Origin of the sequence: Paenibacillus sp. FSL R7-0128 (assembly GCF_038002245.1) — a bacterium.
In the GTDB taxonomy this organism is placed as follows: Bacteria; Bacillota; Bacilli; order Paenibacillales; family Paenibacillaceae; genus Paenibacillus_AQ; species Paenibacillus_AQ silagei.
The window spans coordinates 7608913-7634743 of sequence record NZ_JBBOCD010000001.1 but is presented as its reverse complement, the minus strand read 5'-3'; the positions used below and the strand labels follow the sequence as shown (position 1 = coordinate 7634743).

Genomic DNA, 25831 nt, shown 5'->3' with positions numbered 1-25831 from the left:
CCATTCCTCCTATAAATTCTGCTCTTGCACTAACTTCTCCAGGCTTACCAATCCCTCAGCAATGGTTGTAAGTTTAGCCTTGTATTCTTCTATCCCAATTTGGATGCAGATGATCTGTGCTGGATGCATTTCATCTTTATATAGCGAATATTGCTCAAGTAATTGATCTAATTTTGTATGAGAGTCCTCTTGAGCTTGCTTCAACCAAGCAATCACTTTGTCATATCCAACGAATTCACCAAAATAAAGCCTCATCATAAAATCGGATTTCCTGATGCTGTCTGCTTCTAGCGGGCCTAGTAAATAGGCGTTAAAACATTCTCTGCCTTTAGGCGTTATAGTTAGAAGATTCTTATTAGGCTTACCGTCCTGGAGCACATTTTCCTTAGTGATTAACCCCTCCTTTTCCATTCGGGCAAGAGTGGGATAGATCGTTCCATAACTGGAACTATAGAAATTAGAGAATACATTTTCTAATGACTGTTTTATTTGGTACCCAGTCGACGCTTCTTTCATAAGTATGCCTAAAATAACATCCTGACTGTTCAAAATTTGGCCTCCTTATAGGTTGGGGAAATTTGTATATCACAACCACAATATATCATCTTGATATATATCAAGTCAATATATATTCATTAGATATATAACGTTTTATTGGGCGAATACAACCTCCGCGCTTAATAAGCATTCAACCGAAAAGATTTTAACCGCCAATTCTCACTTGCGGATGCACTTGTACATGTGTTGGAATCCATCCCCAACTCCCGCATTATATTAATAACGGACAAGATGGGGGCAATGATAGGTTGGGCGCATTATCGCTATCTCAGCGGGAGCGGATAAGCGTTCATCATGGACATACGAGTATAGCGCTGCTATAATAGGCGTATGAACACATATGACAAAATATTGGCGGCTGCTCTTAAGGTACTTGAGGAGGAGGGCGGAGCCCAATTTTCGACGCGGGCCGTAACTGCGATCGCGCAGGTTACGGCTCCTACACTCTACCACCATTTCGGCAGTGCCGATGGACTCCTGAGTGCAGCTATAGTGGAAGCATTCAAACAGTTATTTGAAAGTAAGATTACCGCAGTGGAGTCCACCATTTCAGAGATGGCTCTTCGTCAAGGATGGGATGACTATGTCCGCTTCGCGGCTGCCCGTCCCCGGATTTATGCGGCGATGATGGGGCGGTTGCTCGAGGGCGCCCATATCGAGGCGGCAGATCAATCGCACCAAGCCCTAGTGCAAAATGTTCAGAGAGTTGCCGCCGAGGGCAAACTGGCTGTGTCCGCTCAAGCAGCCGCAGATCTGGTCTGGGCTTCCGCCAATACGGCCGCTTGGCTGTATGTGACGGCCCAGTTTCGTAAGTCACCCCCGCCCCAACCCGACGTTATTGATCTTATTCGGGAAAGCGTAATGCAGATCATTTTGACAGAGCCTGGAGATATATAAGAAAGATCGCCTATCCAACCTGGACCTTCAGGAGGAGGGCGATCTTTTTTATGTTTTGCCAGGGTACTTCGTGTGCGCCGAGTGCATCATGCAATGCCCGCCAAACCAATGTCCAGGCCGAAGGATAACACTTCGAAAAAATATATAGCACCGCTATAGACAACTTTGTATAGCGGCGCTATAATATACGTATAGCGGTGCTATACAGCGAACCATATCTTATCAAACTCAGGAGGGGTACGATGTCACTTAATACTCAAGAACTGGTCGTCGTCACAGGTACGTCCAGCGGCATCGGGAGGGCTACCGCAGAGCAGCTCGCCACTGAAGGATTTCACGTATTGGCGGGTGTTCGCCGTCAGGAAGACGCCGACAAAATCAAACGCAATAATATCGAGCCGGTGATCGTCGATGTTACCAATGTCGGCACACTTAAGACGCTGGCCGAACGGGTGGAGCAAGATCCGTTTGGCCGCCCTTTGCGGGCAGTAGTTAACAATGCCGGTATCGCTGTTAATGCGCCTCTCGAGATGGTCCCGCTTGATGAATTGCGCCGTCAGATTGAAGTCAGCGTGATCGGACAGGTCGCAGTTATTCAGGCGCTCACCCCGGCCTTATTGAACAGCGGCGGACGCGTGGTCAATATCGGCTCCGTTGGCGGCAAGGTCTCCATGCCTGGATTCGGAATATACTCGGCTGCGAAGTATGCGATGGAAGCGATCAATGACAGCCTTCGCAGGGAGATGTCCTCGTTTGGAATCAAGGTTATCATGATCACTCCGGGGGGGGTCAGCACTGGCCTGTCGGAGCAAGGAATTACAACAGCGGAGCGGTTGGCCAGGTTGATGACCCCGGACCAGCACCGGCGCCATGATCGTCTGTTTGACGCCGTGAAGGCTCAGGCTGAAACATGGGCAAAGGACGGTATTCGCCCTGAGAAGGTAGCAGCAGTGATTTCACGCGCAATCCACGCAAGAAAGCCACGCACCCGCTATACGGCTGGCCGTGATTCGGCACTGCTGACCCGGCTGGTCCGTATTCTCCCGGACAAAGTCCTCGACCGGATGCTCCGCAGCCAGATGAAGCTGCAGTAACGGGCGTTTCACGAAGATACTGTTATCATTATGGACTCCATTACACAGTATCCGAATTCGATAACAAAAGCTTTGGGTGAATAAATTAGGAGGAATTAGCATGAACGATACAAAGAACCGTTACGTTACTGTACTCTGGGAGGCGAGAGCTAAGGCAGGAAGAGAAGCCGAGATGAAGGCATTTATGACTGCTGCTGTCACCCCGTCGCGCAACGACCCGGGTAACATTGACTACGAGGCTTATGAGGTAGAAGGCCAGCCGGGCACATTCATCATCTACGAGCGCTGGGAGAACCGGGATGCCCTCGACCGGCACCTGAGCGCCCCCCGGATGCAGGAACTGGTGCCCCAGCTCTTGGACATGATGGAGGGATCCATTGAGGAAGGGATTCGGCTCCTGCAGCCATTCCGTCCAGCGCAGTAAAACAAAAAAATTTAGTAGAGGAGGCAAAACGTTGGCAACGATCGATGATTTTGCAGCACTGGATATTCGTGACGGAACGATTAAGGAAGCGGAGTTTTTTGAAGAAGCAAAGATCCCGGCGATCAAGCTTAAGATTGATTTTGGACCGGAAATCGGGATGAAATCCTCAAGTGCACAAATAACTAAGCGTTACAAGGCTGAGGAGATTGTAGGAAAGCAAATTATAGGAATCGTCAATTTCCCTCCCCGGCGCATTGCGGGATTCAAATCAGAAGTATTAGTGTTGGGAGGAGTCCCGGAAAAAGGAGATGTTATTCTATTAAAGCCGGATATTGAAATACCTAATGGTACTTCTATTGCGTGAAAATAAGACTCTAAGAGCGACTCAGCCTTAAAATGTTGATCCCTAAAAAGTTATAGTATACTTGCTTATATGAATAACTGAAGAAAGGGCAGAGGAGAATCTTATGCTCAAGGAACGCATCGAGCTTCTGTGCAAGAAGAAGCAAATATCGAGGAAAGACCTCGTGGAGGGACTCGTTACGCAGGCCCATTTTGCCAACATTTTGGCAGGCAGGTACCCGTTGGCGGACGATTTGTCGGAGCATATCGCAGGGCGTCTCGGCGTCCACGTCACCTATTTGACTGCCGCAGCAACTGCTGATGAGCAGGCACTGCAGCGGGCGGAGCACATTTTCCAGACGATGTCCGGGGGGGCGGTATCCGATAGCTACGTGGATGCTCTGGACGATCGGGATGATGCGCTCGTCGTAGAGTTGACGACTGCCCTTATGAAAGCCGTATACTATCAGCAAATCAACGATCTGACCGCTTACGACTACTTGCATCAGTCCTACTTGAATCATTATTTGGAGAAGTACGGAAGGCCCGACGAAGTTGATCTGCCGGTACCCTTAAAAAAAGCGCTTCTGCTGTACAAAATCCAGTATTTCCGCTCCAAAAGCCGTTACTACGATGTGCTGAATGATGTGAACCGCTTAAGCGGGCTTGTGGAACCGGGGACGGAAGTATGGTTGATGGCGCAAAATATCAGGATGGAAGCATGCATCCTGCTGAAGCAGTTCGAGCAGGCGAAACAGGTATTCGAGCAGACCATGCGGCAAGTCGTCGATGATCGGCTGTTTCACCGTCTATCCGGCCTGTATGTGGCATACAGCGGCTATTGTTTCGCGATGGGCCTTGTGCAGGAAGCGTTGCATTCGCTTTCGATGGCCGAAGCCAATCTCGTTTATTTGCAGCAACCGGGCGATGTGGTCACGACGATTATGAACAACCGGATTGTTATGCTGACGATGACTGGAGAACTGGATAAAGCGTTGGACGAAATCGCCCGTTTCGAGGCGATGATCGCCAATGAGCCGGAGGAAACCCGGAAGAAGCTTGATCCGGTTACGACCATTTATCGGTGTGAGGCCGCTTTTGCCCAGAAAAATTGGGGATTGCTCCTGCAAGGGATTGAGCGGTTGCGAATATCCGGAACCAATACGGATCAGGAGATGGCGTTGGCTTTCTATGAGAGCCAGCTGGCGCTGTCCCAAGGGGACATGGAGAGATTTCAGAACCGCGCGCTGGAATGCTTGCCTTATTTCGAATCCAACCAGCATTCAATGCGTCTTGAGCAGTTGTACGAAGCGTTGGCGGTCGTGTGTGAGGAAGGCCGCCGCTATAAGGAATCGTCCATGTATTATCGGAAGCTGGTGTATCTATTAAGGAATAACGGCGGGGGAGGGCCTTCCCGTCAGGTTTAAATACAAAAATGTTGAACCAAGTGGAGCCTTCAATAACGTCTGAGGCCCGCAGTTTTGCAAGAAAGCCCTATTTGGGGAAAAACGCAGCGTAAATTGGAAGGAAAACCCGCGCTATCCCTCACTTGTTTGTATGTCGCTGATACTATTGTCAGGTTTACTGGCAATCGTATACATTGGAAATACAACGACAAATCAAACGAGGAGAGGCGTGAAGCGTATGTGGGGATTGTTCGGAAAGAAGAAGGAACCGCAGGATCGTCTGGAGCAGGCAGAAAAGCTAATGAACAAAGGAATGTCGGGGCTGGTTATGAAAACTATGGTCTCCAAAGAACAGAGGGATCTGATCAACCAAAGTCTGGATACGGCAAAACAGGCGCAATTGGCATCGAGCGGCACCGTGCCGCTTAGCGCAACTGCCATCGTCATATCCGTGACGGATACCGGAAAGCTCATCAATTTCGATCCGATCGTCGTCCTTGTGTTGAACGTGACGGAGAACGATGGAAGCACGTATCAGAAGACTTTGGAAACACTCGTATCAAAAATCCAAATTCCGCGGGCGGGAGATCGAGTCGGCTTGGGCCACAACCCAGCTAATCCGTCCGAGCTTATGTATATGGGACTGCTGCTGTAGAAGTTGTGAGGAGCAGTTCTGTGGAGAGGCGGATTGAGCCGCGTTCCATTATTAATGATAAGGAAAGTTTCAAGAATTCTCAAAATACTAAAACGCTACTGACAAACCGCTGTCAGTAGCGTTTTAGTATACTGGATTCAGCTTAAGTAAAAAGGAGTTGCGTTCGGCAATGGATACGAAGGAAACGCTGCGTAAATTCGAGGATACGGAAAATGGAAGTCCTTCATATTGGATAGGGGTCGTCTCAGCGAACCACGCGCAGGGGGGCGTTAGTGGCGGCTTTGCTCAGATGTGTCACGGAAAAGCAGCACCGTTGCGCAGGATGAAGCCGGGGGATTGGCTTGTGTATTATTCTCCCCGCATGGAGATGGGAGGCGGCGAGCCGTTGCAGGCATTTACCGCCATTGGCCGGGTTATAGACGACCGTGTATACGAATATGCGATGTCCGCGACGTTCGTACCTTACCGCAGGAATATTGAATATGTTCCCTGCCAGGAGGCGGGAATCAAGGGCTTACTGGATCGGTTGGCCTTCACACGCGGCCAGCGGAATTGGGGCTACCCCTTCCGTACCGGCCACTTCGGGATAAGCCGTGAAGATTTCTTGATTATCGCGGAAGCAATGCATGTGGCCATCCCGTAAAGGATGGCCTTTTTAACTTGACTTGCTTAATCTACATAGGCTACTGCTCTGATCTCAATGACGGCGAAAAACATCGCTTCCTCCACTTGCTCCTCCAACTCCCGCATTATATTAATAACGGACAAGATGGGGGCTGTCTTTGCTTTCATAAAGCAGTGATGCAGCCCACGCAAATGTATAGATTACGGATAAATACAAAATAAACAAGGATACACCTGATCATTTGTCGGCTTGCCGACTTTTTTTGTTATAAGCTATGAAATATAATATTAAATACCGATAGGTAAACTTTGAATTATTCAAAAGCCAGAGAGGAGTGCAGCGACGATGGACCAGGATGAGGGAATGTCCTCCTATTGGGGAGGAGCGTTAACGGTTAACGGCGAAGCCGAGCAACTCGCGTTAGCGAAGCTCTTTCAGGAATATGGCACTTCTCGCGGCATGAAGAAGAACGCCTATATCTTCAGGAGTGAGGAAGAAAGTCAGGAGATCTATTTCGTTCAGGACGGACTGGTGAAGATCTCGCAGTTTGCGCAAGAGGGCCAGAGCATTACCTTGTTCCTGCGGCAAAAAGGAGAGGTATTCGGTGCGGCCGAGGTGCTGACGGGGCAGAAGAGGCAACGCTATGCACGATGTATCACGGACAGCTGTATTCTCTCGATTCCGACTTCCCAATTCACCGGCCTGCTGAAAAGTCACCCGGATGCCCTTTACGCGCTGGCGGTAGCCAACGCCCATCGTCTGCTGCAGACACAGCGGTATGTAGAGACGCTGATTTCACGGCCGGTTGCCTGGAGGCTGGCGCAACTATTAATACAGCTCGGAGCTCGTGTGGGGAAGGAGACGGTCGTGACGCTCTCGCTTACCCATGAGGAGCTCTCCTTTGTCATCGGCTGCAGCAGGCAGACGGTTACGGAGACATTAGGCCGATGGCGGGACGAAGGCAGCATCCGCTATGAGAAGAAGAGGGTTGTCATCCACGATACAGACGAATTCCAGCAGCACTTGTAACGATGAAGAGAGCCATGGGGGGCGGGAACATGATCAAGGTAGAAGGAGTAGGTAAGACGTTCGGCCAACGGGGTGGAGCGGGCTACACTGCGTTGCAGGACATCGACTTCGAGGTTGGAAAGGGGGAGTTCGTCTCGATCCTCGGCCCTTCCGGCTGCGGCAAGTCTACACTGCTTAACTTGGTGGCGGGGCTGGAGCGGGCGGATCTCGGCCGTGTCGAAGCAAACGGAAAGGAAGTCACGGCTCCAGGGCCTGATCGGATCGTCGTATTTCAAGACCATGCATTGTATCCTTGGCTTACCGTGCTGGAGAACGTCGCATTTGGCCTTAAGCAAAAGGGAATCCCAAAGAAGGAGCGCCGTGAGCGGGCCATGGAGCAGATCCGGACAGTTCATTTAGGCAAGTTCGCAGACCGCTACCCCCATGAGCTTTCGGGCGGGATGAAGCAGAGGGTTGCGATAGCGCGGGCGCTCGTCATGGACCCTGAGATTCTGCTCATGGATGAGCCGTTTGCTGCACTGGATGAACAGACGAGGCTACTGCTGCATAAGGAATTGGAGCAGATCTGGCTGAACACGCGGAAGACCATACTGTTCATCACGCATAACATCCGGGAGGCGGTCACACTGTCAGACAGAGTGCTTGTCATGTCCACCCGGCCGGGACGGATGAAGAAGGAGTTCCGCGTACAGGCGGCACGGCCGCGAGAGCCTGGTGATTCCCTGCTGCACCATATCGAGAGTCAGATCATGGATACGTTGGCCGCTGAGCTGGAGAAAGTGGCGAAGGAGGAATACGGCAATGACTACATTTTGGAGAAAAGCCCTCTTTCTTATCCTACTGCTGATAATCTGGGAGACGGCATATAGAGCAATGGATTGGGGCTGGCGATTCCCGTCAGCGCTGCAGACGGTTCATACGTTCTACGAGGGAATGGCGAATGGGCAGCTGCTTGAAGCGACGCTCGGCAGCTTGAGGCGAATCCTCATTGCGTTTGTCCTCTCGTGCGTCATCGGCATGACACTCGGTGTCCTGTTCGCCCGGAGCCGGCTGCTGGACGAGACATTCGGATTTGTCGTCGTTGCGCTGCAGACGGTTCCGAGTATCGCTTGGTTGCCTTTTTCCATTATATGGTTCGGCCTGAATGACTTCGCCGTAGTGTTCATTACGACGATTGGGGCGACGTGGACAATGACGATTGCGAGCAGGAGCGGGATCAAGAACATTCCTCCCATCTATCTGCAGTCGGCGCAAATGTTCGGAACAGGCCGCGGGTTCCGGCTTTTGTACCAAGTGATGATCCCCGCAGCCATACCGCAGCTCATTACAGGCATGCGCATGGCCTGGGCGTTCGCCTGGCGGGCACTCGTCTCCGGTGAGCTCATTGCGCGCGGAATCGGTCTGGGGCAGCTGTTGGAGGAGGGGAGAAGCCTGGGTGACACCTCGCTAATGCTCTGTATCGTGCTGGTGATCGCCATTCTGGGCACGATCTCCGACCACCTCGTCTTCAAACGTATAGAGGACAGGATCTGGACCCAGTACGGTCTAAATACTGCCAAAACTTAAGCTCAACTAGGAAAAGGGGAAAAATGCATGTATAGAAAAGTGGCTTATTTGAGTCTTATGATTGTCTTGATTCTGACTCTGTTGTCCGGCTGCGGCACCCCTGGCCTGGGGAGTAACAGCAGCTCCAAGTCGGACAATCCCATTACGGTGAAGCTCGGCGTGCTCAAGAACGTGACCCATGCCCCGGCCTTTGTAGCGATCAAGAAGGGTTATCTGCAAGAGCGTCTTGGCGCTAATGTGAAGATCGAAGTTCAGGGCTTTAGCAACGGCTCTGACTTCTCGACCGCAATGGCGACAGGCCAGATCGACATCGGCTACGTCGGGCCAAGCCCGGTAATCAACCAATATATAAGGAGCAAGAATATCAGGATTCTGTCAGGAGCAAATAACGGCGGCGCCGTACTAGTGGCGAGGAAGGGCTCCGGTGTAACAAGTGTCAAGGAAATGGCTGGCAAGCTGGTTGCCATCCCGACCAAGGGGAGCACGAACGAAATCTCTCTGCGTCTTCTTCTTCAGGAGCAGGGTCTACAGGTGTCGGCAGACAAGAGCGGAGTTCAGCTTATTGCAATGGCTCCAGCGGATACACTGACAGCCATGAAGCAAGGCCAGGTAGATGCGGCGCTATTGCCGGAGCCGTGGGGTACTCAGATCATGAACGAAGGCATCGGTGATATCGTCATGGACTGGGATCAGATTCCGCCGAACAAGGGGAATTATCCACTTACGATTATCGTATCTGGCGACGGCTTCTTGAAGGATCATAGGGATCTGGCCAAATCCGTTCTTCTGGCCAACGAGGACGCTATCAAGTTCATTAAGGATAGTCCTGATGATACGTATTCTCTCGTCAGCGATGAGTTAAAGGAACTGACGGGCAAGGGCCTGGACGCTGAATTGATCAAGGCCACGCTGTCCCATTTACATCTGACGATGAACATCGACCAAGATGCCTTGAAGTTAATGGCGCAGGTTGCGGTGGATGCCGGTTATATCAAGGGAGTCGGAGCAGAGGGATTGGATCTGGCAGGCCTGTACGATCTGTCGCTGTTGAAGGAGATACAAGAAGGCAAATAAAACGTAGAGGAGAGGACTGACAGCGATGTATATCCAGCCACAAATGAATCTGAGGCCAGACTACCACCCGGACCTGACCGTCGTTCTGCTTGGGACGGGTTCTCCCCGTGCCTTCTATGGGCGAGCGAAGCCCGGAGCAGCGGTGCTCGCGGGAGATAAGACATTCCTCGTCGATTGCGGGGGCTCTACGGTGGACCAACTGATCAAAGCGGGGATCATGCCTCAGCGGATATCGGATGTCCTGTTTACCCATCACCATTATGATCATAACGGCGGATTCTTCGACTTGTTCATCACGAGCTGGCGCACACATATTACTGCAAAGCATGTCTTCGAAGGTCGTTCAGTGCCCATGCAGGTATACGGACCAGAGACGACGAAGACGATCATCGGCAAAATGCGGGAGTCCTTTGAGTTCGACGTCAATCTAAGAATCAGCTATAACCTGTCGGATGAAGCGGGCTCACTAATCGAGTATACGGAATGCAACGAAGGTGTTATCTATGATAAGGACGGCATCCGAATTACCGCCTTTGAAGTGGACCATCGCCCGGTCTATCCGGCTATCGCTTACAAGTTCGAGTATAACGGCAAGACGGTTGTTATCTCCGGTGATACGATTCCGGTGACCAACACGGAGAAGCATGCGGCCGGGGCAGATCTGCTTGTTCACGAAGCGTACAACAAGTCGTGGCTTGACGCCCTGATCAGGCAATATCCGAAGCACGGGAAGGCGCTGTCAAATCCCGCGAAGTATCATACAACGACGCTGGAAGCAGCGGGAATCGCGCAACGGGCGGGAGTCAAGCATCTCTTGCTCACGCATCATATTCCTGCCCCGGTGGCGAATAAGGCGGCCGAGGAAGCGTATATCGAGGGGATGGCCGGAATTTACGCCGGTCCGATCACAGTCGGCCGTGACTTGATGGTCTTCGAATTAAAGTAGCGGACAATCAGATAAGGAACGTAGGTAACCCAAAGATGATACTAAATCTAGCTACCAATGTCTCTTCAGTCGCATAACTGCGAAATATTAAATATTAACAGCGCCATGTTCTTCATTAGTGAAGAGTATGGTGCTGTTTTCATTTAAGTAAGGTCTTAAAAGGGTTTCATGGTTATCGATCACAGTGATTTAGAATGTTCACAGATTGTATTATTACCTGCGGGGATCCCCTCTCTTTTAAGATGGTTGTCGCCAGCATCACACATTTCTTTTAATAATGGAAGGAATGTCCGGCCATAGTCTGATATTGAGTATTCTACTCTAATGGGAACCTCGTCTGCATATACCGCGCGATGCACTAATCCATCCTGCTGCATTTGCTTTAATTGTTCGTTTAAAACTTTATGTGAGACGCCTTCACAAATCTTGAGTAAGTCTTTTGTACGCTTTTGCTCATATCCTAATTGATACAGAATAATGCTTTTCCATTTACCACTAATGATATTTTGTACCACATCAAATCCTGTATTTATTGTATTCATGAGATCCTCCTTACTTTGAAGTAACCTAGTGACTATAAAGTGCAGTATTTTCAATTGTATACGCTCCAGATAATATGATTATAACAAATCTAAGATATGGGAGGCGTTAAAATGAGTCTGCAAGATATTATTTTACAAAGGAAATCAGTCAGACATTATGATCCTAACTATACGATTGAAAGAAAGGAAATACTTGATTCGATTGAACTGGCTGCCAAATCACCCAACGGAAATAACATTCAGAGTACACGTTATTTACTCATTGAAGATAAGGAGTTGCGCGCCAAAGTTAAACCACTTGCATATAACCAGGAGCAGGTTGAAACCTCCAGCTATTTGATTTTGATCTTGGGGGATTACCGTACTTTTCATGCTGAGAATATCTATGCTATTCAAGACAAGGCTTTGGAGAAAGGTTATTTCACTCAAGAGACTAAAACGTATTTAACAAATGCAGCCATTGGTTATTATCGAAACATGTCTAAGCAAGATTATTTAAAAGAGTTGGTCCGCGATGGCAGTCTGGCTGCAATGACCTTAGTCCTTATTTTGAACGAAAAAGGTTACCAGACCATCACGATGTCAGGTTATGATAAAGCTGCTCTTTTCGAAGAGCTCAATATTCCCCAGCACTATGAAGATATTATGTTATTAAGTGTGGGCAGAGGGATTCAAGAGGGTCATTCCACTGTAAGACATGATATTGAGGATATAACGTTTATAGATAGGGTACCTTCGTTGCTACTTGGCAATGATGGGAACCCATAATTCCTGCTCTATTTTATCTCCTGGAGCCAAATAGTTCTCTATACAAGGAAGATTGGCAAGCTCGTATCCAGATGTAGGAAGCCATTCTGTATATAAGCGCTGCCAAGCATTAACGTTATCGTTGGGGCCTAAGTTTGCAGGAATATGATATGTATTTTGAAACGATATTGATTGAGCCATAGAGGCGAACATTATGAGTTTTGGAGAAAAAGATGCAGTACCCTTTGAATTCCTTAAGTTGGTTGGAGATGACGCAACTTCATTGATTTGGGTAAATACGGCTAGGACTTATTATATTCAGAGTAAAAGTGGATTAAATAAGTATTTGAAAATTCAGGAAGTCGGTAAGGCCGAATCTTTAGAAAGACAAGCCCAAAGGTTATTGTGGTTATACAATAAGTTACCTGTTCCGAAGGTTATTGATTTCGGTTTGATCGGGAATTATGAGTATTTATTAACACTTGAATTGCCAGGCGTTGAAGCTTCCAACATGCAATATTCTTCAAATACAGAAGAAATGATCTCTTTATTGGCACAAGGTCTTCGGAGAATTCATGAAGTTTCAATTAAAGATTGTCCTTTTGATCATTCATTTGAACAGCTGATGAGCACTATTCAGTACAAGTTGAGTAGAGGGATTAAGTTTGATTCAAAGGAGCTGCACAGAAGATTTGGTGAGGACAATGTTGAAAAGTTGCTGCTTGAAGTCAACAATTATTCTCGGGAACTCAAAGAAGATTTAGTATTCACACATGGTGACTACAGCCTGCCAAACATCATTATTGCTAATGACTCTATAAGTGGATTTTTCGATCTGGGAAATTGCGGGATTGCGGAGCGTTATTACGATTTGGCAGTAGCTGAGAAGAGCATTATCAGAAACTTCGGCGAGCAATGGGTCAAGTTATTTTTTTCATCCTATGGTGTATCAGAGATTGATTATGCAAAAATAAGATTCTACCAAGTTGTAGAGCATTTGGTTTGGGCCTGATCATTAAGTGAACACAAGGAGGATACGGGGATGAGAATGCCAAGCGACAGCGAGCTGACATTGCTATTCGAAGGAGATGAGCAACAGCTGCAGCAATTTGTTTTTGCGAACAGCGTCATTGTAGATTGGGGAGAGGAGGACGAGGAGATCGTCCGCTTGTTCGGTAAACAGCTTCCCGATGAAACGGTCGAGGTGACGCCTACGGACAAAGGACTGGATGTTACCTACAATGGACAGATGCATTCGATTGCGCTTACCTTTAGCGGAGATGACCGCTACATCACGATTCGCGGCTTTCAGGAGCTGATCCGGGACAAATACGAAATCCGGCTTTTTGAGGCCTCATATTTTTCGGATACGCACGAATTTTTGATTTTACCGAAGCGGAAGTGGGAGGAACTGGATGCCCGTTATCCGGTGCGGAGTAGGGAGATATTCCGTATCCTCGATGAGGAGTTGGATTTTCCGTAACTGGGCAAGTGGTTAACCAAGCTTCAGCAAGAATTCGAATAGTGTACGGGTTACCTGAAAAACATCTAAAACGGCTCAGGAAGGATATGCTTATGAAAATAATTACATTATGCGGTTCTACAAAATTCAAGAAGCAATTTGAACAGGCTAATGCATTTCTTACACTACAAGGAAACATAGTGATTAGTGTAGCCTTCTTTGAACAATCTGAAGGTTTTGAAATCACGGAAGAACAAGCGGAGTTACTGGGAGATCTGCATTTTAGAAAGATTGATCTTTCTGACGAAATCTTCGTGATTGATGTAAATGGCTACATTGGCAACAGCACAAGAAATGAGATTGAGTATGCTGGAAAAACGGGTAAGGCCATCCGCTACTACTCTGATGGAGAGATTCCGCAAATTCTAAAACGCTACTGACATTACTCTGCCAGTAGCGTTGTTTAGTTGAACCCTACCTCTTTTTCTTAACCAACATGCGCCACAGCCCGTACCTCTACCCACTGTTCCGGGAATGCCAGGTAAGTCACCCCGATCATGCTCCCCGCCGGCCGATGCTCTCCGACATACTTTTTGAACAGTCCGATCGCGGTTTCCCCGTGCTCTTGCGCATTCGTCAGATACAGCTCCACGTAAGCCAGATTATCCTTGGTTGCTCCGAACTCTTGTAACACGGTATCCAAATTCTTCAGCGTCTGTGTCATCTGTGCCTGAATATCGCCTGCTCCAACGAAGCTGCCCTCCGCATCATGGGAGAACTGTCCCGAGATATACAGCGTGTTGTCGACAAGGTACCCCTGCGAAATCCCGTGATCCCAGAGGGTATGGTTGTACGTTCGGATGGTTGTCATTGCTTTAGCCCCTTTACTTCAAAGTAAAGCTATTATAGACTGAGCAAAAATAAAGGGATAGTACGCACAAAGAAGTGGGCTACTATCCGAAAGGATAGCGTGAACATGGGCATTTCAGATTTGAAGGGCAAGGAGACGGTGATCCAAGACACACCATTCGGTTATACGATGTCGGTGATCGGCGGGAAGTGGAAGATGGCGATTCTGTATCTGCTGTCCGCCAAACCCTCGATTCGATTCAATGAAATGCATAGACAGCTCGGAGCGGTGACATACAAGGTTCTCAGCGCGCAGCTTAAGGAATTGGAGGCTGACGGGCTGGTGAAGCGCGTGGAGTATCCGCAGATTCCGCCCAAAGTGGAGTATTCGCTGACACCGAAAGGGCAGACACTGCTACCTGTGTTGGAGCAGCTGTGCGAGTGGGGAGCACAGAACCGGTAAGGTTCATACATTCACATTAGCGCCAAAAGGTAATTTCCTCGCTACCCAGGCGCACGGACTCATGGCCCTCATCTTTGGCCTTGCCGATGGATAAGATCATGACCGGAACATACCTGTGCTCGTCCAGATCAAAGGCGCTAACGATCTGATCACGTTCAAAGCCTGCCATCGGATTGGTGTCATACCCATGAGCACGGGCTACCAGCATCAGTTGCATCGCGAATAAACTTGCATCAATTTTGGAAATTTCGACCTTTAATTCTCTAGGTATTTGCGGATACATGCCCAGAATTTGCGCAACCTGCTTGTCGCGTATGTCTTTGGGCATTTTTCCTTGCTCCACAGCAGTATCATAGATTTTCTCTACATATAAATCGCTCTGCGTATCTCCCAAAATGATGAGCATCGCCGCAGATGTATCATTTTGCCGCGTATTGAACTGGACCAGAGGCCGAAGCTTGTCTTTCCCTTCAGGGGAGTGAACCACGATTATACGCCATGGCTGCATATTCGCAGAAGAGGGCGCAAGGCTTGCCTCTTGAATCATAGCGTGCAGCTCTTCCTCCGAAATTTTGACGTCCTCATCGTACTGTCGTATGGAACGGCGGCCGGTTAGAATGTTGACAAAATCATTATTTTGAATAGATTCCAGCATAAATGCACTCCTTCTGATGTAACCCATTATTTTGACAGTAGCGCTGCCCCGGGTTATCATATTTTTATTTTGAACTATGAACCTTGGTTTATAGCAAATATAAATGAATGATTGATTTAGAAGGAGCAGAATATGAGAGCGAATGAAGTTTCCAGGCTGACGGAATTACCCATATCCACCTTGCGCTTCTATGAACGTAAACAGTTGATTCCTGAACAGTTTATTTCGAGGGATGAAAATAATTACCGCGTATACAATGAAGGAGTGGTCACCTATTTGCAGGATGTGAGAATGCTACTTACTTTAGGTTTAACGATCCAGGACTTAGTTTTACTTATCAATGAGAGCTCGTATATTAAGAAGGAAGCATTGGTAAAGGAGAAAATCAAAGAAATCCAGGAGTTAGAAGCCAAGTTGAATGCATCCCAAAAGTTTTTGGGTGATGTGCTGGAGGGCAGAGCGCATTTTCAGACCGGATGTAAATCGCAATAATGGTGCTTATTTTGTATTAGCAGTATGCCCGATAAAAGCATAGTAAAAAGAGCCGCCACTTTTATGTTAGTGAAGGCTCTATGCTACGTAGTGAGATAAAAAATAAGTTTTAATGAGTCCTTTCAAGACGACGGCCATTGATAAACCAACTTGGCACCAAAACAAGAATTGTGAGAATACATTCAATCCCAAAAACCGTTTGCAAACCGGCAACAATACTGTGTGCTCTATCTTGAATCGCAGCGGGATCAGGTGAATGGTGAAGATAACGATTGGCTCTGGATGACATGATGCCGACGAACAAAGCGATGCCAATTCCTCCGGCAATCTGTTGGAGCGTATTGTAGATGGCTGTGCCGTGGGGGACCAGGTGACGCGGAAGCTGATTCATTCCTGCTGTCTGAGCCGGCATGACGACAAACGATATGCCTAAGAATAATAGAACATGATTGAACAGAACGGAGCCTCGGGTTGTATCGCTATCGATACCGGCAAACAGCCACAGTGATAGGGCGATCATGAGCAGTCCGGGCATTATGACGAATCTCGGCCCGAATTTATCGAACAATTTTCCCGTTACAGGCATCAGTATTGCGTTCAAAATACAGCCTGGCATCAGAAGTAACCCTGTCCCGAAGGCCGTTAACTGCATCACATCCTGCATATAGATCGGCAGCAATGTCGTGGTGGCGAATAAAACCATCATGAGCACCACTATCAATACAGCTACCAAAGAAAAAGCGGGATACCGGAATACGGAAAGATCAATCAAAGGCTCTTTAATTTTGAGTTGCCGCCAAATAAGTAAGAGCAAGAAGAGCCCGCCTATAGCAATCAAACTGTAACTCCCAGGACTAGCCCCGACACCGGTCTGGCTAAAACCGTAGGTGATAAAACCAAACCCGATGGTTGACATCACAATGGATAGAAGATCGACCCGTGGTTTTGTTATTTCTGTAACATTCTTTAAATTTATGAATGCATAAATAATTGAAAACAACACGACAGGAATCACCATGTAGAACAGCCACCGCCAGTCCAAGGTATCGATAACTAAACCTGACAAAGCCGGTCCGATGACTGGGGCGACCATGATGACAAGCCCCATGAGACCCATGGCAGCCCCCCTGCGTTCTGGAGGATAGAGGGCAAGAATTGTATTCATCATCAGCGGAATCAATAATCCTGTCCCGCAAGCCTGAACAACCCTGCCTATCAGCAAGACTTCGAATCCAGGGGAGACTGCACACAAGCAGGTACCTGCTAAAAATAACGTCATTGCGGACATAAACATCCGGCGAGTCGTGAACCATTGCTGCAGCAATGCGGTCACCGGCACCAGTATGCCGATCATCAGCATATAACCGGTAGATAACCATTGTATGGTTGAAGCGGTAACGTTGAACTCACGCATTAATCCGGGAAAAGTATTAGTAAGTAAATTTTCGTTAAGGAATGCAATAAACGCACCGATGAGCAGGGCGGCTAGCATCGCCCCACTCTTCATTCTGCTTGTCTCTTGAACCTGTTCGTCCATCTTCCACCTCCAGAGAATATTCATTATCAAATCTTCACCTGTCTGATTGTGCTGATTATCCTACACCATCACCTTCTAACAAGGAGTAGAAATTATCGCGGTCTTCATCATCAAATTTGCCAAGCGCCTGTACCCTGACAAATTGATGTCCGCCATACATATCGATCTCCTCACCATTACTATTGTAGAGGGCGATTCTATGGCCATCCTGATTCCGTTCCATATACCCGTAACAATCTGCCTCGGGCTCTTCGCCGAAAAAGAGTAAAAATCTGATTTTGTCCACGCTATTCATACAGATCTCCCTTCCGTATTTCTCATTAATCTGAAGACTATTTTACGTGACACCGTCTCAAATGGAAAAAGCGATATCACTCTGCATACTCGGAAATCCATTCCTATTTTAATAACATAAGGGGGTCTCCCTCGCTATGCCGCTCATTCTCAAATTATTTCTTGACGGGACGCGATTAGGGGAGTATTATAACGTGCCGGTTAACTCAACGGGGCCCTTTATAGTTTTATATCCCAAGTATTTCCTCCCTGTGTTAATATTATTGAGACAGCACGAGCCATTAAATGGATTGGAGTGGTTGGAGTGAATCAATTTCTGCAAATGGGAGCAAATACAACTTTAAGTGCCGCAAAAGGTAGCATTACGATTAGCCACGAAATCTCTACTCTGGTAGACGTTTCTTTAACAGCCTTCCTCTTAACGGATGCTGATAAGGTGCAAGGAGATAGCGGAATCATCTTTTATAATCAGCCCACAAGTTCCTCAGGTGTAGCCACGCTTTTACCAGCCGAGCAAGCCGGTAATACCAAAGTTTATAAGCTGAATTTCGACATGGATAAGGTCCCTGAAGGTATAACCAAAATAGCTGTAACTCTGACAGAGGATAACAGCACAGGATTCGCGAATGTGAAGAATCTGGAAGCAGAGATATGTACGCAAAATACGATCATTCACTTATCCCCATCCAGTTTCACGAACGAGAATGGAATTGTAGTGCTTGAATTATATCTAAGGAACGGTCAGACCAAGGTAAAATCAATCTGGCGCGGATTTGATTCCGGGCTTGAAGGGTTATGCAAAAACTATGGTGTTGAAGTAGAAGCGGATGAGCCAAGTGAGCATTCTAAACCTCAGATCATTCAAGAGCCTGTATCAAAGGAACCTGGTTCGGCTATGTCCATCAACCTTGAGAAGGTAAAGGGGAAGATCAATCTCGATAAAGGGCAGAAGCCGGTTATCATTGAGAAAACACCAGAAATTACGGCTACGGTATCTTGGGAGACTGGAACGGATTATGACATTTATGCTTTAGTCTATACAAAGGATGGAAAGCAGATTGATGTAGCTATGTTTGGTGCAACGGGAACACCTCCCCTCAAAAATTATGGTAAAGGGACAGTTGAGCATATGGGCGATGTGGGGAGAGGTAAAAAATCAAAGAAGACAGAGGTCATCAAGTTAAGACTAAGAGATGATGTTCTTGCGGTTGTTCCTGTAGTTTATTCAGCGCAATCCAATGGAACCGGTTCATTTTACAGATATAAGGTGTCCATGAGTATAGATAATCATAATGGAACCTCAGTTACGATCTCCGCCAAGAATGCAAATAATAATGATACGATCTATACCTGTGTACCCGGGATACTTCATAATACGCCAAATGGCGTAATTATTAGTCCGCTAGAGCTTTACAGTAGTCCAAATTCAGAGTATAGGCCGATTCTTAAGGTAGGGGACTCCAATATGGTAGAAGTGATAATGGATCAAGGACCTTTAAATGATTATAAATAGGTTATCGCGAAAAGCTATGACCAATCATGCCTTTTTCATATAACCTGCATTCTTTGCCCTCATGCTATACTCAGTACACTAAAAAGTTGTAAGGAGATGTAGCGATGATACCTTTTCGCAATGACCATGTAGGCAGCTTCCTGCGTCCGGCGAACTTAAGCCAGGCGCGTGAACAATATAAAGCAGGCAACATCACATATGAATCCTTAAAAGCGGTGGAAGATCAAGAGATTATCCGAATTATTGAGAAGCAGAAGGAGAATGGCGTATTCGCAGTGACGGATGGGGAATTCCGCAGAAGCTGGTGGCATTTTGACTTTCTGGGCGGCCTAGACGGCGTAGAGCTGTATGAGGAGATCGACGGGCCCAAGTTCCATAATATGCAGACCCGTAAGGGTGGCATTCGTGTGGTGGGTAAAGTAGATTTCTCCAGCCACCCCTTTATCGGGCATTTTGAGTTTTTGCTAAAGCATGCAGGTGACGCCGTAGCGAAGCAGACCATTCCAAGTCCCAACATGCTGATCTACCGGCTGGAGCCTGGGGCCAATAGTTATAACGACCGGGAGCAATTCCTTCAAGATACGATTGCGACGTACCAAAAAGCCATTCAAGCGTTCTATGATGCCGGATGCCGGTACCTGCAACTGGATGATACAGCCTGGGCCGACCTGTTCTCCGAAGCGGGTCACGATAAGCTGCGTGCAAAGGGGCTGGAACCGGCGGAAGAGCTCAAAATCATGCAGCGCATGATTAACGAAACCTTGGCCCATAAACCGGCAGACCTAGTGGTGACGATGCACATTTGCCGGGGGAACTATAAATCCAACTATTTCTCAACCGGTGGTTATGATTATGCTTCTGAGGTCATTTTTGGAGGCTTAGACGTAGATGGCTTATTCCTGGAATTTGATGATGAGCGTTCAGGCAGCTTCGAGCCACTGAAATATGTGAACCGGCCGGATTTGAAAATCGTGCTGGGTCTGCTCACATCCAAAACAGGCGAACTAGAAGATAAAGAGCATATTAAAGCCCGGATTGCCGAAGCAGCAACCTATGTGCCCCTTGAGCAGCTGTGCTTGAGCCCGCAATGCGGGTTCTCCTCTACAGAGGAAGGCAATATTCTTACGGAAGAACAACAGTGGCGCAAGCTTCGTTATGTGAAGGAAATTGCCGAAGAAGTGTGGAAGGCAGACCAAGAGACCGTTGTTGTGGAGGCCTTCATTAATGGTCACCATGTGCCCTCCCTTTCGCAGTCAGCCAAAGAGAATCCGGCGAACCAGGCTGAAATCGTAGGCTATTTCCCTGTCACTACGAAGGAACAAGCGGTGGAAGCGATTGAAGCGGCGGCAGAAGCTTTTAAAATATGGAAGAAGACCTCGATTGATGAACGTATTACCCGGATGCGTAAGGCAATAGAGAAGATTAGAGCAGCGGAGAATGAAATTGTCCATCTGCTGTCCAGAGAGCATGGCAAGCCCCTATATGATGCCCATGGTGAGATTTATGTCTCGTTAATGTGGATGGAGTTCGCTTGTAATGAAGCTGCATCCGTTCTACAGGAAGAGGTCCAGGAGCATGACCATGGTAAAACCATCCTGTCCTATGATCCAATGGGTGTGGTGGCAGCGATCAGTCCATGGAACTATCCGATTGCGTTATCTACGATTAAAATTGCTCCTGCCTTACTTGCGGGCAATACGATTGTGCTCAAACCGAGTCCGTTTGCGCCGCTGGCGGCGGCGAAGGTAGCAGAGCTGATCGCAGGTGAGTTCCCGGCGGGTGTCATCAATGTCGTTCATGGGGATGCGGATGTGGGCGTTGAACTGACTAGTAATCCTCTTGTCGGCAAAATCGCCTTCACAGGCGGAACCGCAACAGCCAAGCACATCATCAAAGCGGCTTCGGAAACGATTAAGGATATGACGCTGGAGCTGGGCGGCAATGATGCGGCGATCTTCCTGGATAGCTTTGATGTTCAAGATGAGCGGGCCATGCGCCGGATTGTTATTTCTAACTTCCTGACGACAGGCCAGATCTGTATGATTGCCAAGCGTGTATATGTACACCGTTCTATCTATGATGGTTTTGTTGAAAAATATATCGAGGCGGCTAACCGCTGGATTCGCATCGGTGATCCCTTTGATGCCAATACGACAGTAGGTCCGGTGAATAACCTGAAGCAGAAGAATTACGTGCAGGGTCTGATTGAGGGGGCGCGCCAGCGCGGAGCTAAGGTCATTCCGCTCGGCCAAATTCTGGATCAGCAGCGGTTTGAACAAGGGTATTACCTGCAGCCTACGCTTGTTCTGGACTGCGATTACCATGATCCGATTGTGGTGGAGGAGCAGTTTGGTCCTACCGTTCCAATTCTGCCATTCGACGATGTAGAGCAGGTCATTCATCTGCACAATGAGAGCATCTATGGATTGACGAGCTCGGTGTGGGGGCGGGAAGAGGATGCCGTCTTGGTCGCACGTCAGCTCGAAGCGGGCACGACCATGATCAATACAGCTGCTGTGCAAGGGCTCGATGTCCGGTTCCCGTTCGGTGGCTTCAAGCAGTCCGGTATCGGCCGTGAATACGGCGCAGAGGGCATCCGTACGTATACAGAGCTGCATGTGATCAATGTTCCGAAGACACTGGATCTTCCTTATATCCCAGAGTGAACAAAACACCTTCAAGAGAATGAGCTCTGTCGTAAGATAGAGAGATCCTTGGAGGTGTTTTTTGCGTTGGCAACTAGAGTGAGTTACCCGGTAGACCAGCATTACGAACGATATAGGAAAGCTGCTGCAAACTGGGCGTTTGCCGTTACTAGGACAGATCTCCCAACATAGACATAAGCTGATGAGAAATGCTTATGTCATGTGTAGGGATGGTGTAATATAGATGGCACAAAAGTTGAAAAAGAGAAGTACGCGGTTAACCGGAAGGATCGTTATTCCAGGCAATCCGTCGTACAATACGGCTAGAATGGAGTTCAATAGGCGCTTCTCTAAATTTCCAAGGGTCATTGTTTTTTGCCAACGAACTCAGGATGTGATCAACGCAGTCAAATGGGCACGTGAGCGGGGCATACGGCTGCGGGTACGTAGTGGACGGCATAGCTATGAAGCCTTCTCGGCTGTAAGTGGCGGTATTATTATCGATGTGAGCGAGATGAATAAGGTTAGGGTTGATCGGAAAAACAGAGTGGCCATTGTCCAAACGGGTAATCCGCTTGCCCGTGTGTACAAAAAGCTGTGGAATAAGCGGGTGGCAATTCCGGCGGGGACTGCTCCGGATGTAGGCGTAGCGGGGCTTACCCTTGGAGGGGGCATTGGACTACTTTCCCGTAAATTTGGACTTACGTGCGATAACTTGAAGCAAGTGAAGATGGTCGTAGCTTCGGGGCGATATGGGGCAAAGACGATTGTGGCAAACAGGAAAAAGCATTCCGATCTGTTGTGGGCATCACGAGGCGGAGGGGGAGGGAACTTTGGCGCTGCTACAGAATATACATTTCGGGTTAGACCGATTTCATCAGTTTCTATATACAGTATTACGTGGAAATGGCGTGATCTTGAGAAGGTGTTCCCGGCATGGCAACGCTGGGCCCCATCTGTCACGAACCGTCTAACCTCAACCATCGAGGTGTCTGCCAAACAAGTGGGCACCATTGTATCTACCGGGCAATTGCTTGGCGGTGCAGAGGAGCTGCGCCGATTGATTAGACCGCTCTTGCGAGCAGGCACTCCGGTGAAGGTGATGGTGAAGACAGTGCCTTTTATTGAAGCGACCAAATTTTTTGCCGAAGCGGACCTGAATTTGGAACCAAAGTTTAAAATAACCGGGGCCTACGGATTCCAACCATTGCCGCCTGAAGGAGTACGAATTATACGCGACTTTTTATCTAAAGCACCCAACAGGCACTCTAGCGTGTGGAGCCAGAGCTTAGGTGGTGCAGGAAGCGCGGTGAGTCGAGTATCGCCTGCTGAAACGGCCTATCCTCACCGGAAGGCTGAGACAATCTACGAACTGTCAGCCCGGTGGAGAAACAGCAGGGAGCAGGAGCGGAATATTCAGTGGGTGGAAAGGTTCCGCAGAGCGTTGCGTCCCTTTGTTAAAGGGGATTATGTGAATTTTCCCGATTTGCAGATTAAGAACTGGCCCAAGGCGTACTATGGCGAGAACTTTGGCCGATTGAAGCAGGTGAAGCGAAAGTACGATCCTCATAATGTGTTTCGTTTTGCTCAGAGTATTCCAGTCGGTAAACAGATCAGAAAATGACAATATGTTCTCCACGGTGAGTTTAGAAAACTAATCAACAAAGATGCGGCTGGAGCGTAGTACACTAAATCGGGTCGTATCTTTGTTAATAATCATTAAGCAAACGGGCAGTTTTTTGGAGAAACATGATATCATTAAGGAGCGGGACTGCTCAAAGTACGGGTTTAAGGAGATAAAATCATGAAGAAAAAGAAGATTGCTTGTTTACACGCCCACTATTCAAATATCCAGTATATTCAAAACGCTCTTACCTCTGATGAGTTGGAATTGGTTCATTTTGTGGATCCTGGTTTGATGAGTAGAATTACATCAGATAAAAATTTCGATGAAGGACAAGCCAAAAATAAAGTCATCGAACAAATAGAATGGATATCACAAGCAAATGTTGAGGCTATTCTTATCACATGTACTAATTATATTGCTCTTCTTGAAGAAAACCGGCTTCATACATCTATTCCCATAATAAAAATTGATGAGCCTTTCTTTAGTTCGGTCTGCAGTATTACAGAACCACAAGTTCTATTATTCACTAATCCAGCAACCGTCGCAGGGACAATGAGCAGGCTTAATGAATTTGCTTCTATACAGGATAAGCCAATTCATATTGAGGCACGTGTCATAGAGAATACATTTGAGCTAATCATGCAAGGTAAAAATGAGCAATACGTTGAAGAATTATCAAAGTACATAAAGGGGATACTTGCATCAGAAAAAAACAAGAAAATTTCTGTTGCACAATTATCTATGGTGGAATCAGCCGTTAAAGTTGAGCAAGAATTAAATGTGAAAATCGGGAATCCGTTGGATTCACTGATAATACATTTCGAGAGCTTGTTGCTCAACTAACGGGGAATGTGAACATTAGGCAGACAACATTAAACCGATCAAAATCCTTAGTGGACTTTGATCGGTTTATTCCGTATTTTTCCGAAGAAAAATCGAACGAAATATTCTTTATTCCCCAATATATAGTGTAAGACCGAAGGGAGGGGTGATGAATGGAGCATCCAAAAGAATATTCTCAGCTCATTACGCTTACGCTAGCCGGCAGTCGTGAAGCATTTAGTGAGCTATATGAAGCTACGATTAGGGATGTATATCAAACCGTTCATTTCCTCGTTCGCGAAACAACTGAGGTGGATGATATCGTTCAGGAGATTTATATTCAAATGCGCAGATCTCTTGACCATTTTGACATCAGTCGTCCCTTTAGACCCTGGCTTATGGGAATAACAGTGCGACAAATTCATGCCTACCGGAGAAAGAGATGGACGCATCTCCGAATTCTTAAGAAGGCAGAGCAGGTCAATTTGGTGGTGGAGCCTGAATTCACAAGTAAGATTGTCGACAAGATCTCTAACCACTCCTTGCTTGCTAGCGTAGATAGTCTTCCGTATAAGCTGAAGCAGGTGATTATTCTGCATTATTTAAATGAATTATCGCAGGAGGAAAGTGCCGTAATCCTCGGGATTCCTCTAGGTACCGTGAAATCCCGTATTCATGCTGCACTGCGCAAGCTTCGTCAGAAGCCAGAGAATCAGACTCTTTTTAAGGGAAAGGTGGAGGATCTGCATGAATTTCAATGAAAAGCTGCGAACAGTTCTGCAGGAAGAGGCCAGAAATTTAAATGCCACACCGGAACTGAAGGAGAGAATACTAAATCAGACCGTAACCGGACAAGGGGGAAAACGAATGAAAAAGAAGTTGATCGTAGCAGGCGTTTTGGCAGCTACTTTATTAATTCCTACTGGAGCGTTTGCCGGATATCATTATCTGGCGGATAGTATGTATGGTTCGAAAGAAGCAGCTGCTACGATTGGCCTAAGCCAGCAGAAATATGAGGAGTTAGAGGCCAAGCTGCAGAGGTTGAAGCATAATTTTAGCGAGGAAGAAGCTGCCAAGGTTATGTCCTTATTGAAGGAATTAGGCGATTACAATCTGCTTGCGGCAGATTCCAAGGGGAGTTTTCACATAGAACGGCTTAATGCAGAAGATCAGAAGGCTTACAAGAAATTACTGGTGGAGCTTGAACCGTATTTCAAGAAAATGAACGAAACGGATAAATCCAAGGCAAAGGTATCTGGCACAGATCGTGGCGCTTTCTGGGATAGCTTGCTTGAGAAGGCTGAACAGAGACTCACTAAACAGGAGTATAGGGAGCTTGAATCCATAATAAATGAGTTGAAAAGCTATGATGCCAAGGTAACTGATGCAGACGGAAGTGTTCATATGGATCGGTTGTCGACAGAAGAAATACAAAAGCAAGAGAAGTTATTGGAGGTGCTCACTCCTTACGTTGATAAGATAGACACAATGATGAAACCGAGCTCTTAACCCTTACTCTCTCAGCATGGCTTAAAAATCAGTCATTATAAACCAAAACTCGCAGGAG

At 47.4% G+C, this 25831-nt stretch carries 30 protein-coding genes and 2 pseudogenes; 25 read left to right on the top strand and 7 right to left on the bottom strand.

Going from position 1 to position 25831, the window contains the following annotated elements; genetic code table 11:
* Positions 1–9: 9 nt before the first annotated feature.
* Positions 10–549 (bottom strand): PadR family transcriptional regulator, encoded by a 540-nt coding sequence (locus NST26_RS32795; protein ID WP_339252526.1) that lies wholly within the window; start codon positions 547–549, stop codon positions 10–12.
* A gap of 339 nt (positions 550–888) precedes the next feature.
* Between NST26_RS32795 and NST26_RS32790 the strand changes: the two genes are divergently transcribed.
* From NST26_RS32790 to NST26_RS32735, 12 genes are all read left to right on the top strand, one after another.
* On the top strand, positions 889–1455 hold the full coding sequence (locus NST26_RS32790) for a TetR/AcrR family transcriptional regulator (protein ID WP_339252524.1): 567 nt from the start codon (positions 889–891) through the stop codon (positions 1453–1455).
* 242 nt (positions 1456–1697) lie between these two features.
* The gene (locus NST26_RS32785; RefSeq protein ID WP_339252522.1) at positions 1698–2549 is read left to right on the top strand and encodes an SDR family oxidoreductase; all 852 of its coding nucleotides are present in this window, start codon (positions 1698–1700) and stop codon (positions 2547–2549) included.
* A gap of 100 nt (positions 2550–2649) precedes the next feature.
* Positions 2650–2973 (top strand): putative quinol monooxygenase, encoded by a 324-nt coding sequence (locus NST26_RS32780; protein WP_209869100.1) that lies wholly within the window; start codon positions 2650–2652, stop codon positions 2971–2973.
* 31 nt (positions 2974–3004) lie between these two features.
* Complete coding sequence (gene csaA / locus NST26_RS32775; protein WP_339252519.1) at positions 3005–3337, top strand: chaperone CsaA; 333 nt, start codon at positions 3005–3007, stop codon at positions 3335–3337.
* 103 nt (positions 3338–3440) lie between these two features.
* Positions 3441–4742 carry an XRE family transcriptional regulator gene (locus NST26_RS32770; protein ID WP_339252517.1) on the top strand — a complete coding sequence of 434 codons (1302 nt, stop codon included), beginning with the start codon at positions 3441–3443 and terminating at the stop codon, positions 4740–4742.
* Between the two features lie 217 nt (positions 4743–4959).
* Complete coding sequence (locus tag NST26_RS32765) at positions 4960–5376, top strand: hypothetical protein (protein WP_339257668.1); 417 nt, start codon at positions 4960–4962, stop codon at positions 5374–5376.
* A 169-nt stretch (positions 5377–5545) separates the two neighbouring features.
* Positions 5546–6019, top strand: coding sequence for an EVE domain-containing protein (locus NST26_RS32760; protein ID WP_339252516.1), 474 nt, complete (start codon positions 5546–5548; stop codon positions 6017–6019).
* 327 nt (positions 6020–6346) lie between these two features.
* The gene (locus tag NST26_RS32755; protein WP_209869093.1) at positions 6347–7030 is read left to right on the top strand and encodes a Crp/Fnr family transcriptional regulator; all 684 of its coding nucleotides are present in this window, start codon (positions 6347–6349) and stop codon (positions 7028–7030) included.
* 29 nt (positions 7031–7059) lie between these two features.
* Complete coding sequence (locus tag NST26_RS32750) at positions 7060–7899, top strand: ABC transporter ATP-binding protein (protein ID WP_340980732.1); 840 nt, start codon at positions 7060–7062, stop codon at positions 7897–7899.
* Positions 7900–7903: 4 nt separating this feature from the next.
* Positions 7904–8596 carry an ABC transporter permease gene (locus NST26_RS32745; RefSeq protein WP_340980731.1) on the top strand — a complete coding sequence of 231 codons (693 nt, stop codon included), beginning with the start codon at positions 7904–7906 and terminating at the stop codon, positions 8594–8596.
* A gap of 27 nt (positions 8597–8623) precedes the next feature.
* Entirely contained in the window at positions 8624–9670 is a 1047-nt protein-coding gene (locus NST26_RS32740) for an ABC transporter substrate-binding protein (protein WP_340980730.1), read from the top strand.
* Positions 9671–9695: 25 nt separating this feature from the next.
* Positions 9696–10616, top strand: coding sequence for an MBL fold metallo-hydrolase (locus NST26_RS32735; RefSeq protein ID WP_340980728.1), 921 nt, complete (start codon positions 9696–9698; stop codon positions 10614–10616).
* A gap of 179 nt (positions 10617–10795) precedes the next feature.
* Here the strand turns inward: NST26_RS32735 and NST26_RS32730 are convergent, their stop codons facing one another.
* Entirely contained in the window at positions 10796–11158 is a 363-nt protein-coding gene (locus tag NST26_RS32730; RefSeq protein ID WP_340980727.1) for a winged helix-turn-helix transcriptional regulator, read from the bottom strand.
* 111 nt (positions 11159–11269) lie between these two features.
* On the opposite strand from NST26_RS32730, the gene NST26_RS32725 reads away from it, so the two are divergent.
* The gene (locus tag NST26_RS32725) at positions 11270–11926 is read left to right on the top strand and encodes a nitroreductase family protein (RefSeq protein WP_340980726.1); all 657 of its coding nucleotides are present in this window, start codon (positions 11270–11272) and stop codon (positions 11924–11926) included.
* Here the strand turns inward: NST26_RS32725 and NST26_RS32720 are convergent.
* Positions 11900–12040 (bottom strand): annotated as a pseudogene (locus NST26_RS32720) (GyrI-like domain-containing protein); the annotation flags it as partial. The gene NST26_RS32725 and the pseudogene NST26_RS32720 overlap by 27 nt on opposite strands.
* A 79-nt stretch (positions 12041–12119) precedes the next feature.
* Here NST26_RS32720 and NST26_RS32715 point away from each other — a divergent pair.
* The 3 genes from NST26_RS32715 to NST26_RS32705 all read left to right on the top strand — a co-directional run bounded on the left by NST26_RS32715 (position 12120) and on the right by NST26_RS32705 (position 13807).
* Positions 12120–12917, top strand: coding sequence for an APH(3') family aminoglycoside O-phosphotransferase (locus NST26_RS32715; RefSeq protein WP_340980725.1), 798 nt, complete (start codon positions 12120–12122; stop codon positions 12915–12917).
* A gap of 30 nt (positions 12918–12947) precedes the next feature.
* Positions 12948–13388, top strand: a complete 441-nt coding sequence (locus NST26_RS32710; protein ID WP_339252510.1) for a hypothetical protein — start codon at positions 12948–12950, stop codon at positions 13386–13388.
* A gap of 92 nt (positions 13389–13480) precedes the next feature.
* Positions 13481–13807: a hypothetical protein gene (locus NST26_RS32705; protein ID WP_339252508.1), complete on the top strand. Its 327-nt coding sequence runs from the start codon at positions 13481–13483 to the stop codon at positions 13805–13807.
* 47 nt (positions 13808–13854) lie between these two features.
* Here the strand turns inward: NST26_RS32705 and NST26_RS32700 are convergent, their stop codons facing one another.
* Positions 13855–14238: a RidA family protein gene (locus NST26_RS32700; RefSeq protein ID WP_076085715.1), complete on the bottom strand. Its 384-nt coding sequence runs from the start codon at positions 14236–14238 to the stop codon at positions 13855–13857.
* A 105-nt stretch (positions 14239–14343) separates the two neighbouring features.
* On the opposite strand from NST26_RS32700, the gene NST26_RS32695 reads away from it, so the two are divergent.
* Positions 14344–14679 (top strand): winged helix-turn-helix transcriptional regulator, encoded by a 336-nt coding sequence (locus NST26_RS32695; protein ID WP_036722981.1) that lies wholly within the window; start codon positions 14344–14346, stop codon positions 14677–14679.
* A 16-nt stretch (positions 14680–14695) separates the two neighbouring features.
* Here the strand turns inward: NST26_RS32695 and NST26_RS32690 are convergent, their stop codons facing one another.
* The gene (locus NST26_RS32690) at positions 14696–15334 is read right to left on the bottom strand and encodes a nitroreductase family protein (protein WP_339252504.1); all 639 of its coding nucleotides are present in this window, start codon (positions 15332–15334) and stop codon (positions 14696–14698) included.
* Positions 15335–15466: 132 nt separating this feature from the next.
* On the opposite strand from NST26_RS32690, the gene NST26_RS32685 reads away from it, so the two are divergent.
* Complete coding sequence (locus NST26_RS32685; RefSeq protein ID WP_339252502.1) at positions 15467–15826, top strand: MerR family transcriptional regulator; 360 nt, start codon at positions 15467–15469, stop codon at positions 15824–15826.
* Positions 15827–15935: 109 nt separating this feature from the next.
* On the opposite strand, the gene NST26_RS32680 is transcribed toward NST26_RS32685, so the two are convergent.
* Both NST26_RS32680 and NST26_RS32675 read right to left on the bottom strand, forming a co-directional pair.
* A complete protein-coding gene (locus NST26_RS32680) occupies positions 15936–17363 on the bottom strand; it encodes an MDR family MFS transporter (RefSeq protein ID WP_339252500.1) in 1428 nt (475 codons plus the stop codon).
* Positions 17364–17418: 55 nt separating this feature from the next.
* The gene (locus tag NST26_RS32675) at positions 17419–17658 is read right to left on the bottom strand and encodes a hypothetical protein (RefSeq protein ID WP_209869054.1); all 240 of its coding nucleotides are present in this window, start codon (positions 17656–17658) and stop codon (positions 17419–17421) included.
* 303 nt (positions 17659–17961) lie between these two features.
* Here NST26_RS32675 and NST26_RS32670 point away from each other — a divergent pair, with 303 nt between their 5' ends.
* From NST26_RS32670 to NST26_RS32640, 7 genes and pseudogenes are all read left to right on the top strand, one after another.
* Positions 17962–19170 carry a TerD family protein gene (locus NST26_RS32670; protein WP_340980723.1) on the top strand — a complete coding sequence of 403 codons (1209 nt, stop codon included), beginning with the start codon at positions 17962–17964 and terminating at the stop codon, positions 19168–19170.
* A gap of 104 nt (positions 19171–19274) precedes the next feature.
* Positions 19275–20357: pseudogene (locus tag NST26_RS32665) on the top strand (5-methyltetrahydropteroyltriglutamate--homocysteine S-methyltransferase); the annotation flags it as partial.
* Positions 20349–21836 carry an aldehyde dehydrogenase family protein gene (locus tag NST26_RS32660; protein WP_340958188.1) on the top strand — a complete coding sequence of 496 codons (1488 nt, stop codon included), beginning with the start codon at positions 20349–20351 and terminating at the stop codon, positions 21834–21836. The pseudogene NST26_RS32665 and the gene NST26_RS32660, both read left to right, overlap by 9 nt.
* A 223-nt stretch (positions 21837–22059) precedes the next feature.
* On the top strand, positions 22060–23439 hold the full coding sequence (locus tag NST26_RS32655) for an FAD-binding oxidoreductase (protein WP_036722975.1): 1380 nt from the start codon (positions 22060–22062) through the stop codon (positions 23437–23439).
* A gap of 177 nt (positions 23440–23616) precedes the next feature.
* Positions 23617–24285, top strand: a complete 669-nt coding sequence (locus NST26_RS32650; RefSeq protein ID WP_155991243.1) for a hypothetical protein — start codon at positions 23617–23619, stop codon at positions 24283–24285.
* Positions 24286–24437: 152 nt separating this feature from the next.
* Entirely contained in the window at positions 24438–25025 is a 588-nt protein-coding gene (locus NST26_RS32645; RefSeq protein ID WP_036722972.1) for a sigma-70 family RNA polymerase sigma factor, read from the top strand.
* Positions 25012–25773: a DUF3600 domain-containing protein gene (locus tag NST26_RS32640; protein WP_340957042.1), complete on the top strand. Its 762-nt coding sequence runs from the start codon at positions 25012–25014 to the stop codon at positions 25771–25773. Before NST26_RS32645 ends, NST26_RS32640 begins: the two co-directional genes overlap by 14 nt.
* Positions 25774–25831: the final 58 nt, after the last annotated feature.

Bases quoted from the DNA above. Each gene is read 5' to 3' on its own strand.
- NST26_RS32675 (WP_209869054.1), bottom strand. From the start codon at position 17,658: ATGAATAGCGTGGACAAAATCAGATTTTTACTCTTTTTCGGCGAAGAG.
- NST26_RS32695 (WP_036722981.1), top strand. From the start codon at position 14,344: ATGGGCATTTCAGATTTGAAGGGCAAGGAGACGGTGATCCAAGACACA.
- NST26_RS32765 (WP_339257668.1), top strand. From the start codon at position 4,960: ATGTGGGGATTGTTCGGAAAGAAGAAGGAACCGCAGGATCGTCTGGAG.
- NST26_RS32755 (WP_209869093.1), top strand. From the start codon at position 6,347: ATGGACCAGGATGAGGGAATGTCCTCCTATTGGGGAGGAGCGTTAACG.
- NST26_RS32700 (WP_076085715.1), bottom strand. From the start codon at position 14,238: ATGACAACCATCCGAACGTACAACCATACCCTCTGGGATCACGGGATT.
- NST26_RS32725 (WP_340980726.1), top strand. From the start codon at position 11,270: ATGAGTCTGCAAGATATTATTTTACAAAGGAAATCAGTCAGACATTAT.
- NST26_RS32655 (WP_036722975.1), top strand. From the start codon at position 22,060: ATGGCACAAAAGTTGAAAAAGAGAAGTACGCGGTTAACCGGAAGGATC.
- NST26_RS32750 (WP_340980732.1), top strand. From the start codon at position 7,060: ATGATCAAGGTAGAAGGAGTAGGTAAGACGTTCGGCCAACGGGGTGGA.
- NST26_RS32730 (WP_340980727.1), bottom strand. From the start codon at position 11,158: ATGAATACAATAAATACAGGATTTGATGTGGTACAAAATATCATTAGT.
- NST26_RS32745 (WP_340980731.1), top strand. From the start codon at position 7,904: ATGGATTGGGGCTGGCGATTCCCGTCAGCGCTGCAGACGGTTCATACG.
- NST26_RS32715 (WP_340980725.1), top strand. From the start codon at position 12,120: ATGAGTTTTGGAGAAAAAGATGCAGTACCCTTTGAATTCCTTAAGTTG.
- NST26_RS32790 (WP_339252524.1), top strand. From the start codon at position 889: ATGAACACATATGACAAAATATTGGCGGCTGCTCTTAAGGTACTTGAG.
- NST26_RS32645 (WP_036722972.1), top strand. From the start codon at position 24,438: ATGGAGCATCCAAAAGAATATTCTCAGCTCATTACGCTTACGCTAGCC.
- NST26_RS32705 (WP_339252508.1), top strand. From the start codon at position 13,481: ATGAAAATAATTACATTATGCGGTTCTACAAAATTCAAGAAGCAATTT.
- NST26_RS32735 (WP_340980728.1), top strand. From the start codon at position 9,696: ATGTATATCCAGCCACAAATGAATCTGAGGCCAGACTACCACCCGGAC.
- NST26_RS32770 (WP_339252517.1), top strand. From the start codon at position 3,441: ATGCTCAAGGAACGCATCGAGCTTCTGTGCAAGAAGAAGCAAATATCG.
- NST26_RS32680 (WP_339252500.1), bottom strand. From the start codon at position 17,363: ATGGACGAACAGGTTCAAGAGACAAGCAGAATGAAGAGTGGGGCGATG.
- NST26_RS32780 (WP_209869100.1), top strand. From the start codon at position 2,650: ATGAACGATACAAAGAACCGTTACGTTACTGTACTCTGGGAGGCGAGA.
- NST26_RS32690 (WP_339252504.1), bottom strand. From the start codon at position 15,334: ATGCTGGAATCTATTCAAAATAATGATTTTGTCAACATTCTAACCGGC.
- NST26_RS32640 (WP_340957042.1), top strand. From the start codon at position 25,012: ATGAATTTCAATGAAAAGCTGCGAACAGTTCTGCAGGAAGAGGCCAGA.
- NST26_RS32760 (WP_339252516.1), top strand. From the start codon at position 5,546: ATGGATACGAAGGAAACGCTGCGTAAATTCGAGGATACGGAAAATGGA.
- NST26_RS32685 (WP_339252502.1), top strand. From the start codon at position 15,467: ATGAGAGCGAATGAAGTTTCCAGGCTGACGGAATTACCCATATCCACC.
- NST26_RS32740 (WP_340980730.1), top strand. From the start codon at position 8,624: ATGTATAGAAAAGTGGCTTATTTGAGTCTTATGATTGTCTTGATTCTG.
- NST26_RS32785 (WP_339252522.1), top strand. From the start codon at position 1,698: ATGTCACTTAATACTCAAGAACTGGTCGTCGTCACAGGTACGTCCAGC.
- NST26_RS32710 (WP_339252510.1), top strand. From the start codon at position 12,948: ATGAGAATGCCAAGCGACAGCGAGCTGACATTGCTATTCGAAGGAGAT.